At 62.8% G+C, this 15,653-nt stretch carries 14 protein-coding genes; 5 read left to right on the top strand and 9 right to left on the bottom strand.

Features of this window, described 5'->3' with window-relative positions:
• The first annotated feature begins 12 nt into the window (after window positions 1–12).
• The gene (locus tag ACFQDI_RS11050; RefSeq protein WP_377166439.1) at window positions 13–2,094 is read left to right on the top strand and encodes a sulfatase-like hydrolase/transferase; all 2,082 of its coding nucleotides are present in this window, start codon (window positions 13–15) and stop codon (window positions 2,092–2,094) included.
• Here the strand turns inward: ACFQDI_RS11050 and ACFQDI_RS11045 are convergent.
• From ACFQDI_RS11045 to ACFQDI_RS11030, 4 genes are all read right to left on the bottom strand, one after another.
• Window positions 2,069–3,379, bottom strand: a complete 1,311-nt coding sequence (locus ACFQDI_RS11045) for an O-antigen ligase family protein (RefSeq protein ID WP_377166437.1) — start codon at window positions 3,377–3,379, stop codon at window positions 2,069–2,071. The genes ACFQDI_RS11050 and ACFQDI_RS11045 overlap by 26 nt on opposite strands.
• Window positions 3,376–3,816: a DUF3592 domain-containing protein gene (locus ACFQDI_RS11040; protein WP_377166435.1), complete on the bottom strand. Its 441-nt coding sequence runs from the start codon at window positions 3,814–3,816 to the stop codon at window positions 3,376–3,378. The genes ACFQDI_RS11045 and ACFQDI_RS11040 overlap by 4 nt, the downstream gene beginning before the upstream one ends.
• Before the next feature lie 77 nt (window positions 3,817–3,893).
• Window positions 3,894–4,538, bottom strand: coding sequence for a class I SAM-dependent methyltransferase (locus tag ACFQDI_RS11035; RefSeq protein ID WP_377166433.1), 645 nt, complete (start codon window positions 4,536–4,538; stop codon window positions 3,894–3,896).
• Window positions 4,538–5,668 carry a BtaA family protein gene (locus ACFQDI_RS11030; RefSeq protein ID WP_377166431.1) on the bottom strand — a complete coding sequence of 377 codons (1,131 nt, stop codon included), beginning with the start codon at window positions 5,666–5,668 and terminating at the stop codon, window positions 4,538–4,540. Before ACFQDI_RS11030 ends, ACFQDI_RS11035 begins: the two co-directional genes overlap by 1 nt.
• 206 nt (window positions 5,669–5,874) lie before the next feature.
• Between ACFQDI_RS11030 and ACFQDI_RS11025 the strand changes: the two genes are divergently transcribed.
• Window positions 5,875–6,666, top strand: a complete 792-nt coding sequence (locus tag ACFQDI_RS11025) for a phosphatase PAP2 family protein (protein ID WP_377166429.1) — start codon at window positions 5,875–5,877, stop codon at window positions 6,664–6,666.
• Here ACFQDI_RS11025 and ACFQDI_RS11020 read toward each other — a convergent pair.
• The 5 genes from ACFQDI_RS11020 to nrdR all read right to left on the bottom strand — a co-directional run bounded on the left by ACFQDI_RS11020 (window position 6,656) and on the right by nrdR (window position 11,198).
• Entirely contained in the window at window positions 6,656–8,374 is a 1,719-nt protein-coding gene (locus tag ACFQDI_RS11020; RefSeq protein ID WP_377166427.1) for an ArnT family glycosyltransferase, read from the bottom strand. The two genes, ACFQDI_RS11025 and ACFQDI_RS11020, sit on opposite strands and share 11 nt — an antisense overlap.
• Window positions 8,375–8,451: 77 nt before the next feature.
• Window positions 8,452–8,880 carry a hypothetical protein gene (locus ACFQDI_RS11015; RefSeq protein WP_377166425.1) on the bottom strand — a complete coding sequence of 143 codons (429 nt, stop codon included), beginning with the start codon at window positions 8,878–8,880 and terminating at the stop codon, window positions 8,452–8,454.
• A gap of 83 nt (window positions 8,881–8,963) precedes the next feature.
• Window positions 8,964–10,205 carry a porin gene (locus ACFQDI_RS11010; protein ID WP_377166423.1) on the bottom strand — a complete coding sequence of 414 codons (1,242 nt, stop codon included), beginning with the start codon at window positions 10,203–10,205 and terminating at the stop codon, window positions 8,964–8,966.
• A gap of 141 nt (window positions 10,206–10,346) precedes the next feature.
• Window positions 10,347–10,700 (bottom strand): HIT domain-containing protein, encoded by a 354-nt coding sequence (locus ACFQDI_RS11005; RefSeq protein ID WP_377166421.1) that lies wholly within the window; start codon window positions 10,698–10,700, stop codon window positions 10,347–10,349.
• A 9-nt stretch (window positions 10,701–10,709) separates the two neighbouring features.
• On the bottom strand, window positions 10,710–11,198 hold the full coding sequence (nrdR, locus tag ACFQDI_RS11000; RefSeq protein ID WP_377166419.1) for a transcriptional regulator NrdR: 489 nt from the start codon (window positions 11,196–11,198) through the stop codon (window positions 10,710–10,712).
• Between the two features lie 105 nt (window positions 11,199–11,303).
• Between nrdR and ACFQDI_RS10995 the strand changes: the two genes are divergently transcribed.
• From ACFQDI_RS10995 to ACFQDI_RS10985, 3 genes are all read left to right on the top strand, one after another.
• The gene (locus ACFQDI_RS10995) at window positions 11,304–11,846 is read left to right on the top strand and encodes a flavoprotein (RefSeq protein WP_377166417.1); all 543 of its coding nucleotides are present in this window, start codon (window positions 11,304–11,306) and stop codon (window positions 11,844–11,846) included.
• 92 nt (window positions 11,847–11,938) lie between these two features.
• The gene (locus ACFQDI_RS10990) at window positions 11,939–13,663 is read left to right on the top strand and encodes a hypothetical protein (RefSeq protein WP_377166415.1); all 1,725 of its coding nucleotides are present in this window, start codon (window positions 11,939–11,941) and stop codon (window positions 13,661–13,663) included.
• Window positions 13,660–15,360, top strand: a complete 1,701-nt coding sequence (locus ACFQDI_RS10985; RefSeq protein WP_377166413.1) for a metal-binding protein — start codon at window positions 13,660–13,662, stop codon at window positions 15,358–15,360. The genes ACFQDI_RS10990 and ACFQDI_RS10985 overlap by 4 nt, the downstream gene beginning before the upstream one ends.
• Window positions 15,361–15,653: the final 293 nt, after the last annotated feature.

The following is a 15,653-nucleotide window of genomic DNA, read 5'->3' as shown; positions in this document are numbered from 1 at the left end:
CGTCAACGCGGCATGCGTTTTCTGCTCCTCCTCGCTTTCTTCGTCTCCTCTGCGCTCGCCGCAGACACGCCCAATATCGTCATCATTCTCGCCGACGATTACGGCTATGGCAGCGCGGGGTGCTACGGGGCGGACGGCAGCCTGGTGCAGACGCCGAACATCGACCGCCTGGCGCGAGAGGGGCGGCGGTTTACGGATGCCAACACCACCTCCTCCGTGTGCTCTCCCACGCGCTATTCGGTCATGACGGGCCGCTACTGCTGGCGTACCTCGCTTACGCACGAGGTGCTGGGCACCTTTTCCCCGCTGCACATTGAGACGACGCGGCTGAACATGGCCTCGCTGCTGAAAAAGCACGGCTACCAGACTGCGGCGATTGGCAAATGGCACCTCGGCTACGGCACGGACGACGGCTCCTTAAAGTGGCGCACGGACTACACCGCCGAGCTTTCCCCCGGCCCGCTGGACATCGGCTTTGACTACCACTTCGGCGTGCCGAGCAATCACGGCGACCTCACAGGCGTGTTTGTGGAGAATCGTTTTGTCTATGGTCTGCGCAGCGGGAAAATCCCGACAGGCATGAAGTTGAAAGGGCCTGATTCCGACGATCCGAACTTCAAGGCCACCTACGGACCTGAAGATACGGAAAACGGCAAGGCGACGATTCTGGATCTGGATGCGCCGAGGCGCGTGAACCAGCGCGTGATGCCACTGCTGACCACCAAGGCCGCCGAATGGATTACGCAGCAGAAAAAGGGCACGCCGTTCTTCCTCTACTACACTCCGGTGGCCGTGCACAATCCGGTGACGCCGGACAAGGACATGGCCGGCAAGAGCAAGGCCGGGCTCTACGGCGACTGGATCCAGGAGCTGGACCGGAGCGTGGGCGGCGTGCTCAAGGCGCTGGATGAAAAAGGCGTGGCGCAGGACACGCTGGTCATTTTCAGCAGCGACAATGGCGGCGTCTTCACCCCCACGCGAGACACCGTGCAGACGCAGGCCTACAAGACCGGGTTGAAGGTGAATGCCGACCTGCGCGGCGGAAAGCACGACGTTTGGGAGGGCGGGTTCAAGGTGCCCTTCATCACCCGCTGGCCTGCGAAGATCCCTGCCGGCACGGTCTGCGATGACATGATCAGCGTGGCTGACATCCTGGCCACCACGGCGGCGATCGTGGGCGAGCCGCTGCCCGCCGCCGCCACGGCAGCTGAGGACAGCTTCAATGCCCTGCCCGCCTTCCTCGGCACCAAGGATGCGGCACCCACGCGCGACCACATGTTCATTCACAGCGCGGACGGTGTCTTCGCCATCCGCAAAGGACCGTGGAAGTGGATCGAGGGCGTGCCCGTCAGCGAGATCAAGCTTGGTGTCCGCAAGTCGCGCGCCAGCCAGTTCAAGGCGCAGCTTTACAACGTGAAGGAAGACCCTGCTGAAACGGTGGATGTCAGCACGCAGAATCCGGAGGTGGTGAAAGAGCTGAGCGCCCTGGTAAACCGCTACCGTGACGGCGGCTACAGCCGCGAGATGCCGCCCATCGTGGAGAAGAAGCTGCCGCCCGCCCTGCCACCGCTGGCAGGCAAAGAGGTGCTGGCTCAGGACTTCAAGGCGCTGCCGGCCAAGCCTTGGATCATGACACGCGGCACCTGGCAGGTGCGCGACGAGGCCATTTGGAACCCGACGCCTAAAACCGAGGAACAAGGCGCGACACTGACCGGACCACTGCCCATCACCGATGGCACCCTGCAGTTTGAAATGAAGCTGCACACCGCCGGGCGTGTCTCGCTGCGCATTCATACGGCAGGAAAGCACTCCTTCCGCATCGTCGTCAGCAGCACGCAGATCGAGATCACCAAGAACCCCGATGCCGGCCAGGACAAGAGCCAGACGGAGCCGCTGGCGCGGCAGAAGCTGAAACTGAACGCCGGGGAATGGCAGGCGGTGCGCATCACCTTCAAAGGCGATGAAGTCACCGCTCAAATCGCAGGCGTGACGGCGAAAGGCCGGCATGCCGTGATCGCGGAGGCGAAAGAGCAGCTCAACCTCATCGCCTTTGACGGCGAGGCAGGGTTCAAGAATCTGCGCGTGGTGCAGTAGCGGAACCACGCGCCAGCGCCACGGTGAGAGGCAGCCAGAAAAGCAGCCCCTCAAAGCGTGGTGCCGTGGCCAGCGAGGCCAGGGACTCGCCATCAAACAGCAGGCCGCCGCAGCCAAAGGCCAGCAGGGAGATCCAGGTGGCATCCCCTGCCATGGCCAGACGATGCGCGCAGCGGATACCACGACCTAGCACCCCCAGCAGCAAGGCTGCACCGATGATGCCGCCATGCACGAAGGTGGCAAAAAAGGCGCTGTGCAGGTGTGACATCATCATGATGCTCGTTTTTGACTGCAGCTCGCATTGCCAGAGCCCGCGCACGCCCCACTGGCCGGTGCCCAGCCAGACATGGTCCATGGCATGCCATCCGGCGCGGTAGATGTCCAGGCGGTTGTTGTCCGCACGCTCGACTATCTTTTGAAACGGGGGCGTGATGGCTTGAGTGACTGCAGGTTCAACGCGCCAGCGCTGGATGTGTGCAAACAACGGTGCGCTGGTAAAATAAAGCACGGTCGCAGTTAGAAACACACAGGCCGCAGCACCACCGCGCCGCCAGCCACGCGTCAGCAGCAGCACCAGATGACCACAGACCATGGCCAGCATGGCACCACGGCTGCCGGAAAGAAACGCCGCGAAATGCAGCAATCCCACAACGGCCCAGCCCAGCCAGCGCGGCAAGGGTATTGGCTTTGCCTCCATCAGAGCCGCGAGCCACAGCGCCGCGAAGCCAAAGATCAGCCCCGTGCACACCTGGTTGAGGCCGCCGTGCACGAGCAGGTTCATGAGCCTCTCTCCCGCCTGGTGGCCGGGCAGCACGAAATAGGAAAGCACGATGCTGATCAGCGCCGCAAGAGCGGACGTGAGCCCCATGAACCAGCCCATGGCATGAAAAAATTCGTCACTTTTCGCCTGCTGCCAGACCAGCATGCAAAACATCACCAGCAGCAGCATGCCGAAAATGCCGGAGATCACTTCATCCGACGCACGTTCGGCCATGAAGGGAATCTGCACAGAGGAGCGGATGAGCATCCACGAGAGAAAGCAGACGATGGAATGCACGCCTGCATCTGCCTGCCACTGTCTGAGCAGCGCGGGCCAGTCTGTCCAGGCCAGGGCCCAAGCGCCTGCGATGAATAGCCAGCCGAGATGCAGCCAGCGGTTGGGCAGAAAGGAATGACCGGCCACAAAACCCGCCACGGCGATCTGGGCCGCCCACATTCCACCCACCAAGCGGCGCAGCTCTGGTGCGGCGAACCCGTTTGCGAAAGCAGGCGTCAGGCTTTTCACGCGGCCCAGAGGAAGGCTGCCAGCACGACCAAGAGCAGTGCGCAGGAGAGCGCCGCCATGGCCGAGCCCTGCCACGCAGGCGGCTGCACCACGGCTTCGGCGGGATTGTGCGGATGATAGTACACGGGCACCTCGGAGCCCTGGGTGAGCCGGGCGATGAACTGCGTGAGGCGACCTGCGTCTTTGTCTGCAGTCTTGTGTGAGTAGCGGCTGCCTTCAAAGGTGCGGCCGCCCACGCTGTAGGAATAGCGCAGCACCGGGTCATAGAGCAGGCAGCCGTCGTGGGTTTTCTGTTTGCTGCGCCGCATCTCCGCCGTCGTTACCATGCCCTGGGTGCGCTGCCAGCGGCGCATGGCCCAGGCGGTGCTGAAGCGACGGAGGAAGTAAATGAATGCGGACAGCGCGAGCACCGCGCCGAAAAGCAGGAGGTGTGTCATGAGGAATGAAATGCCTGATGGCACCTCATGATGAAAGGGCTTCGCGGAACTGCACGAAACAGTATCGCCACACACTCTCAGGACTGTTTGCGTCCGAGAAAGATGCCATACTGCCACACGCCGCCGTAGGCGGAAAAGCGCTCGTCCAGCAGCGGTGCAAACTTCTGGCTGAGATACGGCCACAGATGGCCCTCCATGCGCACGTGGTTCACGCCCATCCAGTTGCGGAACCAGGAGAAGCGCGTGTGGGAAAAATCCACCACGGCAATGACGCCACCTTCTTCGAGATCATTCCATGCGGCATCGATGGCCTGCTCCCAGCCGGGATTAAACATGCTCAACGCGTATGAAAACAGCACGAGGTCGAAACGGCTGCCGCCTTCGTGCACAGGCGCGCTGTAGGAGCGCCTCAGCAGCGTGACGCGGTCGTCCTTCATCTTGGTGGCGGCGATGGACAGCATCTGCTCGGAGAGATCCACGCCGGTGATCCGTGCCTGAGGAAAGCGGCGGCGCAGGCCGGGCAGATTGCGCCCGGTGCCGCAGCCCACTTCCAGAATGCGCTGGGCTTTGCTCACGCACGCGGCGCGCATCAGCACCTCCTCGCGGCCAAAGAGAAAGCTCCAGCGCGTTGCGTCATAGATGCGCGAGTGAAACTGGTAGTAGCGCTCGAGCGCAGTGCCCGTGCCATGCGCGGCGGCTGTGGATGCGTGCGCCGTGCTCATCACAGCACCTCCGCAAAGTGAAGGCTGCCGTAGGTGCCCACGCGGTCCAGCTGGTGCAGGACCTCGGTGCGTTCGGGGAAGAAGCGCAGGCGGGCGCGCACGGACTCCGGCACAAAATCGAGATTCACACCCGCCGAGCGCATCAGCACTTTCGCGCCGGGGGCGCTGTTGGCCAGGATGAGCTCCCATTCATCCAGCAGCGCGGCGGTGTCGTGCGCGGCCAGCCAGTCCTGGTGATCCAGCAGCACGAAATGCGTGTATTTGCCGGGATATTCGCGCAGGAAGCCGGAGAGTGTGGTGGTGTAGCTTTTCAGACGATCCACACGCTGCTGCAGCGTGGGCAGGTTTTCCTGCTTCAGATAATTGGGGCAGCAGCCCAGCGTGTAGGAGCCGGTCATGTACACACGCCAGAAATAGTTGTCAGCGATGGGCAGCTCGGTGAACACATGGCGCAGCTTGTCCTTCACATAATCGGTGAGGCCGCCGGGGTAGGAGTCCTGGATGAGCTTGATCTGCGGACGCGGTACACCGAGCAGCGTCATGAGCGTGGGCTGGCGCAGCAGCCAGTTGCTGAAGGGGCCCCAGATCTCGCGCTCAAAGAGCTCATACGCGCTGCGCTGCTCCTCGAGCGAGCGCGCATCCAGCAGACAGGTGGCGAAGTTCTTCACATTCGGGCGCAGCTTGAAGAGCGCATTCCCCATCACATACGCGGCGATGCCGGAGGTGCCGTGAAAGTAGAAGGACTTTTTGAGGCTGGTGGGATTGAAGAAGCCGATGCGCTTGTCCCAGAACTTCCGTGCAGGGTCAGACAGCGTGCTGCGCACACGGGCATAGACGCGGGCGTAGTCGGCATGAGAGCCGAAGCCGAACATCTCAAAGAGCTCTTCAAAGTCGCCACGGCGGATGAGCGCCTGCTTGAACTCCAGCAGCGCATTCTGCCGGTAGTTCATGTCCACCGCATGAATGGCGGCCGGATTGTCGAGCAGGTAGTCGAGCGCGTTGCAGCCTGCGCTGGTGATCATGACCACGCGGCTGTCGGAGTTCAGCTGCATGAGCTGGCGGTCGAGCCGCGGATCCTCCCAGGCTGTGTTGTAGATGAGGTTTGAATTGTGAACATGGCGGAAAACCATGTCGTGGGCCGATTTCAACATCTGAACCGGACGGCGGGGTGGGGACTCTTTGAGCATGATCGCAGGAGGAGTGAGAGAGTCTTCCTTCCAATGTGACAGCGGGCCAGCAGGCGAGTGTGTTTGTTTCGTCACACAGTCACGAGGCGAAACAAATTCGTTTCAATGCACGCCGTGGCATTTTGATGATCTTGTTTTGATTGCCGCTGATGAATGACAAACACGGCCTGCTGCCGCCCTATGCGGCCTCCTGGGATGAGCTGGCAAGTGAGGACGCAGCCTCATGGCTCCCCGCAGGTCTGGATCATCGCACGCGGCCCATGCTGGCCTGCTGGTGGGCGGATGTATTGTGCCTCTGCCGCAGCGCTTGGGCCATGCTGGCGGCCAATCGGATCAAGCTGTGGACTTTCATGGTGGCGGGTGCGGTGCTGATCTGTCTGCTCATGCCGCAGGATCTTGTGCTGCTGGCACGGCTGCGATGGGCGGAGGACTCTCCGGACAATGCAGCCATTCATGGCGCGGCGAGGTGGCTGAGCTACTGGGGAGATCTGGCGGGGTTTAACATGTTTGTGTTCGTCACACTCACCTGCTTTGCGTTTGTGCGGCGCTCGCCGTTCTTCCGCAGGCTGACGCTCGCGGCTGTCGTGGGCACGGTGCTCACGGGAGGCGTGGCGAATGTGGTGCGCGTGAGCACCGGGCGTGCGCGGCCCGGCAGCAACGTGCCCGCTGGATTTTACGGCCCCACCTTGAGCGCGCGCAAACAGTCCTTTCCCAGTGCGCACACGGCCACGTCATTCGGTGCCTGCGTGCCGCTGGCGGTGGCGTTTCCACCGGCGGGTGTGCCGCTGCTGGCGGTGTCTGGAGGGGTGGCGTGGTCGCGCATGCAGAACAACTGCCACCATCCGAGCGATGTCATCACCTCGGTGATGCTGGCGTGTGTCTTTGGGGTGCCGCTCGGGCTGACAGTGCGGCGCATGCGGCGTGCGGCGGCTAGCGTCTGACGAAGAGCTGGACCTCCGCCCAGCTGAAGCGCGCCATGTTGAAGCCTTCGAGGGTCAGCGTCTGCGTGCTGCTGGACTCCGGCTTCAACTGATCCACGAGCGCCGTATTGTCTTTGGCGGTCTGGCCTTTGGGTGCAGTGCCGAGCAGTGATTTGAACCAGCGGTCGAGAGTCCACTCGCGCCGCAGCATCACGACGGCCTCCGGGCCGGACTTTTGCAGCAGAGCTTTGGCGGAGCTGAGGTCATCGGTGAAGAGCCATGGATGATCGGTGTAGAAGACGAGGCTGGGTTCGGTGTAGCCGCAGCCGTGGAATGTCATGTCGGGCTTGATGGTGCCGATTTCTGCCGCCACCTGCACGGGGATAGAAGTGGCGAGCAATTGGCGGCCGAGGAATGAAAGGCTGGCGCTGGTGAGCAGCAGTGTGAGGCCGACGAGCGCGGTGTTTCGGGCTGTCATGCCGTGCTTCCATAAAGCGCCTGCGACAAAGCCGCCCAGCAGGAGCACGCAGGTGAGCGCCAGCAGTGCGCTGCTGAGCAGGGTGCGGAGGCCAGCATTTGGAATCGGCACTGCTGCCACCAAGCCCCAGCCTGCGAGAACAAGCCCTGAAAGCGCAAGCGGCAGCCACTTGGCAGCACCGGGCAGTTCTGCCGCATGATCAGGAGTGCGCTGCCACCAAGCCCAAGCGAGCAGCACGATGAAGGCGGGATAGCCCGGCATGACGTAATGCGGCAGCTGCGTGGCGTAGAAAAAGAAGATGATCTGCGGCGCGAGAAACCATGCGGCGAGGAAGGAGGTCTGCGCCGACCAGTTTGCACGCAGACTGCGCCACACCGGCAGCGCAAAGCCCATCCAGGGAAAGAGGCTGAGCCAGGAAGTGAGGAGGTAGTAGCCGGGCACGAATTTGCGGCCGTTGAAGACAGCGGTGCCGCGCTTCACCACATGCTCGCCCATGCCGGTCTGCCAGAAGGCGCCGTTGGTTTCGATCAAAGCAGGCACACCCCATGCGGCCACCATGGTCAGTGCGATGCCCAGGCCTGGCAGCACCTGCAGACGCTGCCAGGGCAGGGGCTTCTTCCACAAAACCCAGCGCCACAGGAGCAAGGTCAGCGCAGGCACGAACCACGCGACGGGGCCCTTGGCCAGAAAACCGGCGCCAAGAGAGAGCCACAGGCACCAGAACCAGCCACCCCAGCGGCGGGAGGGAACCTTGGTGAGCAGCTCCAGCAAGGCGCGGCAGGCCAGCGCCACCAGCAGGATCATGGGCATGTCCGCCACGCACAGGCGACCGTGCACCAGCGACTGCAGGCTGGTGAGCCAGGCCGCACCCGCCAGCAGTCCTGCACGTGGTTCTTGCGTGAGTCTCCGCGCCATGCCAGCCACCACCAGCGCGGTGAGATAGACGGCCGCCACGCTGTGGAGACGTGCTGCCAGCTCATTCACGCCCAGCAGGGCGTAGTGCAGGCGCATCCACCAGTAAGTGAGGGGTGGCTTGTCAAAACGGTAGGCACCATTGAACCAGGGGATGGTCCAGGTGCCGCGCTGCATCATCTCCACTGTGGCGTGGGCAAAGCGCGGCTCGTCGCGGTCCATCAGTGGAATGGTGCCCGTGCCCGGCAGGTAGAGCAGGAGTGCGAGCACCAGCAGCAGCCACCAGCTGTGGCGCCGACAGCGCTGATGATTCCAGAAGGTCGAGGCGGGCAAAGCCATCCTGCCATTTGGCATGGCGGCTCAGTTCGTCCGGCGGCAAGTTCCGACGTTTTTGTCACACGGGTGTGACAGGGAGCTCAATAGAGCAGGAAGCCAATCTCACTGTCGGTGAGCTGGGAGGTGTCATCCACGGCCAGGAGAGCCTGGGTGTCGAAGGTGGCCTCCCAAGGAGTCTCGGCCGCAGCCGGGAGCAGGGGGAGGTCTGGCACAGACATCACAGGCACTGGCTTGCCGGCCATCTGGACTTGGGCGGTGGGCTGAGTCTGGAAGATCACCAGGGCGAGCACCATCACGGCAATGCTGACGGAGGCAAAGGCCCACTTGCCAGCCGGGGAGGCAAAGGAAACATCCTCCCACCAGGTGCGAAGAGATGCGAGCCAGCCGCGATCCTGGGGCGTCTGCCGGGCGGCGCGGACGACGTTCTGGGCAAAATTGGAACGAGCCTCGATCGCGCGGGCCTGAGCCAGCAGCTTGGCGACGGGGTCTTGAGGTGAGAGCGGTTCCATGGCGGACGGAGGGATTGACAATGATTCTAACACCTAACATACGCCAAAGTTGCACCTGGGCCGGTTTTTTTGCCTGCCGGAGGCTAGAAATACAGGCGCAGGGCACTGGACCAGCTCCAGCCGTTGTAGCTGCCACCGTGGCCGCCGCCGCTTAGAGTGACGAATTCCAGGCCGGTCATCAGCTTCAGCTTGTGGCCGTAGATGTAGTAATTCGCCCCCAGGTATAAAGCATGGTACTGGCCCCCATGTCCTTTGTCGGTGATGCCGGTGGCCAGGCGGTCGTAGCGGCTGGAGAGGCGCAGGCCGTCGTTTTCAGCCACCGCGTACTGGTAGCGCCCCACAAACTGCAGCTTCTGGGTGGCAAAAAAGGCGGGCATGAGGATGAGGCCGGAGACATCTCCCTGGGACTCCCGGCCATGGCCATGAAGAATGTCCGTATAAAACGCGCAGGGGCCTTTTTCCCAGCTGCTGTTCAGGGAGAGGGCGCTTTCAAACTCATAAGGAGCCGGCGCACCCTCAAAGGTGCTGCCCTTGACGGAGGTGTCCGCCGTGGCTTTCTGGTAGTCGAAATTGATGGAGGCGCGGTCCAGCCCTGTGGCCTCCTTGAGGTCGTAGCCGAGGCCGGCCTGAATGATCGCGCCACCGTTGAAGGTGGTGAACTCCCGTTCGTCATCGCCTGCATATGCGGCCAGTTCCCACAAAAAATGGCGCACCTTTCCGGTGGCCCAGATGCCGGTGTACCAGCCGGTCCACAGGACGTCTGTGAGCAGGGAGCGTTCGATGGTGAGGAACTCCCGCGAGGATGTGGTGCGCTCCAGTCCGAAATAGGCCTGATGTTTGCCAAAGCCCACTGTCAGCGCCTCGGAAAACGCGTACTCAAAGAAGAGGATGTTGATGCGGCCGTAGAACGGATTGAAGTCGGCGTTGATGTCGATCAGGCCGTCCAGGCGGCCTTTTCCGTCGAGCCACTTGGATTTGAAGCCCAAGCGCAGGCGGCGCACTTCGAAGTCGCCCCAGCGTGAATCCTGCGGGCGGTCGCGGCTGCCGAAGTCCCCACGGTCTGACCAGCCCTGGTCATCCTGAAGCTGCAGGATGCCCTGAAGAGCCAGGCTCGTGAGAAAGCCGCTGTGAGCTTTGTAGAGCACCGAGCTGCCCCAGATCTGATCATAGATCGAGGCCGGTTTCTTGGGGGTGATTGCGGCAGCGGGCGCTGCCAGAGCCCCGTAGCCAGACGCGGCCTGCAGCGCGCCTTTCACCATGACGGAGAGCAGCAGCGCTAACAGGAGCTTGGGAAGTGAAAACGAGGGGTGGGAGCGTTGGACCATTGAGGGCGGGGGGAGGGGTCCAACGAATGCAATTTATTCATTGTTACGATATTGTCACAATGTAGGGCGCAGCATGACAGAGACTCTCTGCCTTGGTTGCAGCAGGACTGTGAAGCCAGTCGGCTTGCCGCCTATTTGGGATCAGCCTGGTGGCCAATCGAGGCTGCGGCCCGCGAGCAGGTGCACGTGCATGTGGGGCACGGATTCACCGGCATCTTTGCCGTGATTGATCACGAGGCGGAAGCCCTTGCTGCGGTCTGAGATGCCGAGCTTTTCAGCGATCTTGCCTGCGGCCAGCAGCAGTGCGCCCAGTGTGGCCCGATCCTCCGCCACGGCCTCGCCCACACGGGGGATGAGCTTTTTGGGCACGATGAGCACGTGGATGGGGGCCTGGGGGCTGATGTCGTTGAAGGCGGCCACGAGGTCGTCTTCGTAAACGAGCGGGGCAGGGATTTCGCGGTCGATGATCTTCTGAAAAATGGTCTTTTCGCTCATGGGGAGAAATTAACGGAAAAGCTCCGGCTGCCGCCCGTCGCGCGGGCTGCGCTCTCCGAGGCTCTTGATCTCGTCGATGAACTCGCCCACGTCCTCAAACTGGCGGTACACCGAGGCGTAGCGGACGTAGGCCACGTGGTCGATGGTTTCGAGGCGGCGCATGACCTTGGCGCCGATGACGGTGCTGGGGATCTCGCGGTAGCCTTCCTCCTCCAGCTCGTTGGCGATGTCGTCCACGAGCTGCTCGAGCTGCTCCATTTTGACGGGTCGCTTTTCGCAGGACTTGCGGACGCCGCCGAGGAGCTTGTCGCGGTTGAAGTTTTCGCGGGCGCCGTTGCGCTTGACCACGCGCAGCTCCTCGCGCTCCACGATCTCGTAGGTGGTGAAGCGGAAGTCGCACTTCATGCACTCCCGGCGGCGGCGGATGGCGTGCCCCTCCCGCGCCTCGCGGGAGTCGATCACTTTATCCTGGGAGCTTCCACATTTGGGGCAGCGCATTCTGGCAGGGGGTTACGCCTGGGAATGTGCTTTCGTGCAGGCAGAATGGCAAGCAGCTTCGTAGTTCGGGCTTTTCGGGTGGATTTTCGCGCCTATGGTCCATTTATGTCCCGCATTATTCTCGGCGTCACCGGTTCCATTGCAGCCTACAAGGCGGCGGACCTCGCCAGCCAGCTCACCAAGGCCGGCCACAAGGTGACGTGCGTGCTGACCAAAGCGGCCCTGGAGTTTGTCACCCCGCTGACGCTGGGCACGCTGTCGAAGAATCCGGTGATCAGCGATCTGTTTGCCGAAAAGGAGGGCTGGCAGCCCGGGCACATCCAACTGGCGGATGAGGCGGATCTGCTCCTGATCGCTCCTGCCACGGCCAATGTGCTGGCGGCCATGGCCAATGGCTTCGCCCATGATGCGCTCACTGCCATCGCCCTGGCCACGCGGGCGCCCATCCTCATCGCCCCGGCCATGAACGGCAAGATGTGGCAGCACCCCGCCACGCAGAAGAATGTGGAGACCCTGCGCGGCTACGGGGCGCAGTTTGTCGAGCCCGCGTCCGGGATGCTGGCCTGCGGGTATGAGGGCGTGGGGCGTCTGGCGGAGGTGGAAACTATTCTGCAGGCGGTGGCGGCAATGCTTGCAAAGGGAGTGTGAATTTTTTGCATTGATGCTCCGGTTTTTATTGACGCTTTTTCGCTTCTTTTACAAACTCCGCGCACGTGGAAAAATCGAGCGATCAACGGGGCATGCATCTGCTGGCTGAGGAACAACTCAGCGCAGGTGCGGATGCGTTTCTGGAGACGATTCGAGGCATGAGGGAACCCAAGGCGCTCGCGGGTCTGGCGGACAGGTGGAAGAATGATCCGCGCCCCTGGGCACGCACGATGATGCAGCGCTATTTTGAGCTGCCGTTTGACCAGGCGGGGCATCAGGTGGTGGTAAAGCGCCTGTTCAAGGCGGCCGAAACCCGGGGAGACGACGCCGTGATGGCACGCTGCCTGATGGCATTTGACCGGCTGGTGCGGCGGGTCCGCGGCAGGAGTTTTGAATGGGACCGCGCCACACGGGTGATGATCCAGTCCGAGGTGCTTCAGACGCCGCGCAATGTGCTGGCAAAAACGATGTCGAAATACATCACTCCAAAGAAGCTGGAGAAGTTTCGGCTCTTCAAATACCGCACCCGCCACTACCTGCAGCGGCGGGTGTGGCGCTACTTCCGCAAACTGGGGTTCAACGACGGGTCGCGCTACCTCGCGGCTGTGGTGCCTGGACTGGCGGCGTTTCAGGATGCAGACCTCGCAGCGGGGGAAAACCTGCTGGACAGCTGGAGCCTGATGCATGCGCTGCATGGTGAGAGCCCGGCAGTGGAGTTCAGCAGCCTGAGGGCCGTGCTGAAGGAAGGTCGCACGCTGGCGGATCTGAAGCCGGAGCCGGCGTTTTCGCAGCACTGGCGCACGCCCGCCGGAGTGGTGGCGGCGCTGGAGCTCATCGTGATGGCGCAGTCGCGGCTGGTGCGCGTCTGGGCACTGGCTTGGCATCAGGAACTGGCCAGAACGATTTCAGCAGCGCCAGCAGCAGACATTTTGACACGCATGCTCGCGCATGACGATGAAGAGGTGCAAAGCTACGGCGCGCGTCTGCTGGCCGAGTGCGCGGATGCGGCCAGCTGGCCGCTGGAGACCTGGCTGAAACTGCTGAAGTGCGAAAACCCGCGCGTGGCGCAGCTGCTCTGTGATGCCATGCTCAAGCACGTTCGTGACGAGCGCATCACGCTGGCGCAGCGGGTGGAGATCGCACTGGCGAAGGCCACACCGATTGCACGGCTGGGGCTGCGTCTTCTGGAAAAGACAACTCCACGAGATGGCAAAGAGCGCGAGGTCATCACGGGTCTGTGGCGCGCCCAGTGTCTGGGGATTGGCGGTGACATCGCACGCTGGGCATTGGCTCAATTAGGGACGGCGGAGGTGTATCAGATGCCTGCCGTGTGCCGCTTTTTTGACAGTGCGAATGCAGGCATTCGCGAGGGTGCCTGGGCCTGGATGGAGCAGGAAAATTCTCCCGGCTGGCCGGACGCCGCGCTGTGGAGCCGGCTGGCGGAGACGCCGTATGCAGACCTGCGCACCCGCATGATTGATGCGCTGGCCCTGCGTGCCAGCAAGCCGCCGGTGGGGGCGGATGATCTGGCGCCCGTGTGGACCAGCGTGCTGCTGGATGTGAACCGCGGTGGCAGGCAGAAGCTGAAGGCGCTGCGGCAGATTGCGGCGACTCTGGCAGCCACGCCGAATGAAAAACTGCTGCCGGTGCTGGTGGCCACGGTGCGCTCCATCCGCGGCCCTGAGGCGCGTGCGGCGCTGGCGGCGGTGATGTCCCTTCTCGCCAGAAGGCCGGAGCTGGAAAGCGCGATCGCTGCGGCACTGCCAGAACTGGTGCTGCAGCCTGCGGCGGAAACTCTTCTCAAGACCGCCGCATGAACATCACCTTTGCATACCGGGGTCGAAGTCATGTCGCTGAAGCAGGCGGCGGGCAGATCGTGTCTCTGGCACCGAATTTGAAGCGGGACGTGGTGGCCTTTGATGCGGCGCTGAAAAACCCGCTGCACTTCCGCGAGGCGATCTCCGCACTGCATGATGTGGTGATCAACGATCTGCGCTTCAAGCCGCGTGACAAGACCGCCTATGAGGAGTGGAGAAAGGGAGAGCAGCAGCGGCTGACTGCCATCCGCACCGAAGCGGTGCGCGAGGCCCGGCAGGAAATGGAGACGAAGCAGCGGACGCCGCTGCCGCGTGATTTTGAGCGGCAGTTTGACAAGGCGCGCAAACGCTACTGGAACGCACGGCTGAAATACGCAGACCATCTGCGCCGCCATGATCAGGAGCTTTGGCGCCTGCTCATGCCGTGTGATCCGGTGATCACCGTGGCACCGGATGTGGTGTTCTTTGAATGCTTCAGCGCGGATGAGTCGAGCTACGGCTGCCTGAGCGTGGAGCGCGATGAATGCTTTAGCTCAGCGGCGGGCGTGCAGTGCGGCACCACGAACGTGGACTACTCCTGGGATCTGTTTCACCATTTCCAGACGCTGCGCACCTACCAGCCGGCGCGTTTCCACGTGGACCCCTCCGGCTTTGAGGTCAAAGTCCAGGGAGGTGAGGATTATCGTGAGGAGAAGATCGATCTGCCCACTGGCTGGCTGCGTGGTTTCATGCAGCTCCAGGGTGCGATGACGCTGCCGATGCGGCGCGTCACTCTTTCGCGTCAGGGGCTGTATTCTCTGCTGGCCTGGCTGCGTCGGCACAAGGCCCCGCGCAGCCCGCGCGCGCTGCGATTTGAGATTGTGGAAGGGCGCGCGCCGGAGCTGGTGCTGGAGCCGTGGGAGCAGCGCATCACCGACCGTGGCGCGCCACCGTGTGCGCAGTCGATGGAGCCCATCCGCGTGTGGGGCGTGCGCCGCCTGCTCACACTGGCGCGCCTGCTGCCGCTCATTGATCGCGTGGAGGTTTGCCTGCTTGGGACCGGGCTGCCGTCCATGTGGATCGCGCACATGGGGCCGATGAAGCTCACGCTGGGGCTCTCCGGCTGGACCACCAATGACTGGACGCGTGGCAGTGCGCTGGATCTGCTGCTGCCACCGCAGGAGCCAGGGAAAGATTTGATCGACAAAGCCGCCGCCGCGCTGAGGCAGCAGCAGTCGGCTTCTCTGGCCACACTCGCCAGTGCCTGCGGTGCCGCAGAGGCCATGACGACTGCGGCGCTGAAACATCTGGCGCATTCCGGGCAAGTGATCTACGACCTGCCGCATCAGGTGTACCGCTGGCGCCAGATCATGCCGCAGGTGCTGGGAGAGGAGCAGATGGGGCCGCCGAATGCCGAGGCCGAAGCTGCGCGTGACATCCCAGACCGTGATGTGCGTGTGCTGAGCAGCACTGACGCCCCCAATGACACCAGGCTGCACACCGGCACCGTGCAAAAGCGCGAGGTCGAGCTGCTGCTGGACCGCGATGGCATGATGCGGCGCGCGAAGTGCGACTGCTCCCACCATTTCAAAGGAGGGCTGAGGAAAGGGCCGTGCCGCCACCTCATCGCCTTCCGCCGCAAACTTTTGAACCCCGTTGACCCAGGCGCGCCGTCTCTGTATGAGAGGCTCTGGTCGGGGTTTCGCACGAACCCCTAACCACGGAGGCCGCCACCACCGAAACACGATCTTTCCACATTTCCCGAGAGGGGACGCATGCTCACTGAGACCATCCTTGCGGTGTTCCGCCGCGAATGAAGCTGCCCGTCCATGCATCCCCAAGCCCGTTGTTCGGATGGCCACTGTCGCTACCCGACGCTTGGCCACGGCAACCCGAACGTTCTCACGCGTCGGGTAGCGACAGTGGCCTGAGTGAACGGACTTGGTCCTGAGCAAGTAGTCAGTGACGCATGCGCCCCTCCCGGAAAATCTCGAAACATCAGCCGTCGGTC

This window comes from Prosthecobacter fluviatilis (genome assembly GCF_042655725.1).
Classification (GTDB): Bacteria; Verrucomicrobiota; Verrucomicrobiia; order Verrucomicrobiales; family Verrucomicrobiaceae; genus Prosthecobacter; species Prosthecobacter fluviatilis.
The sequence above is the reverse complement of the archived record's forward strand: the minus strand, read 5'-3'. Positions and strand labels throughout refer to the sequence as shown.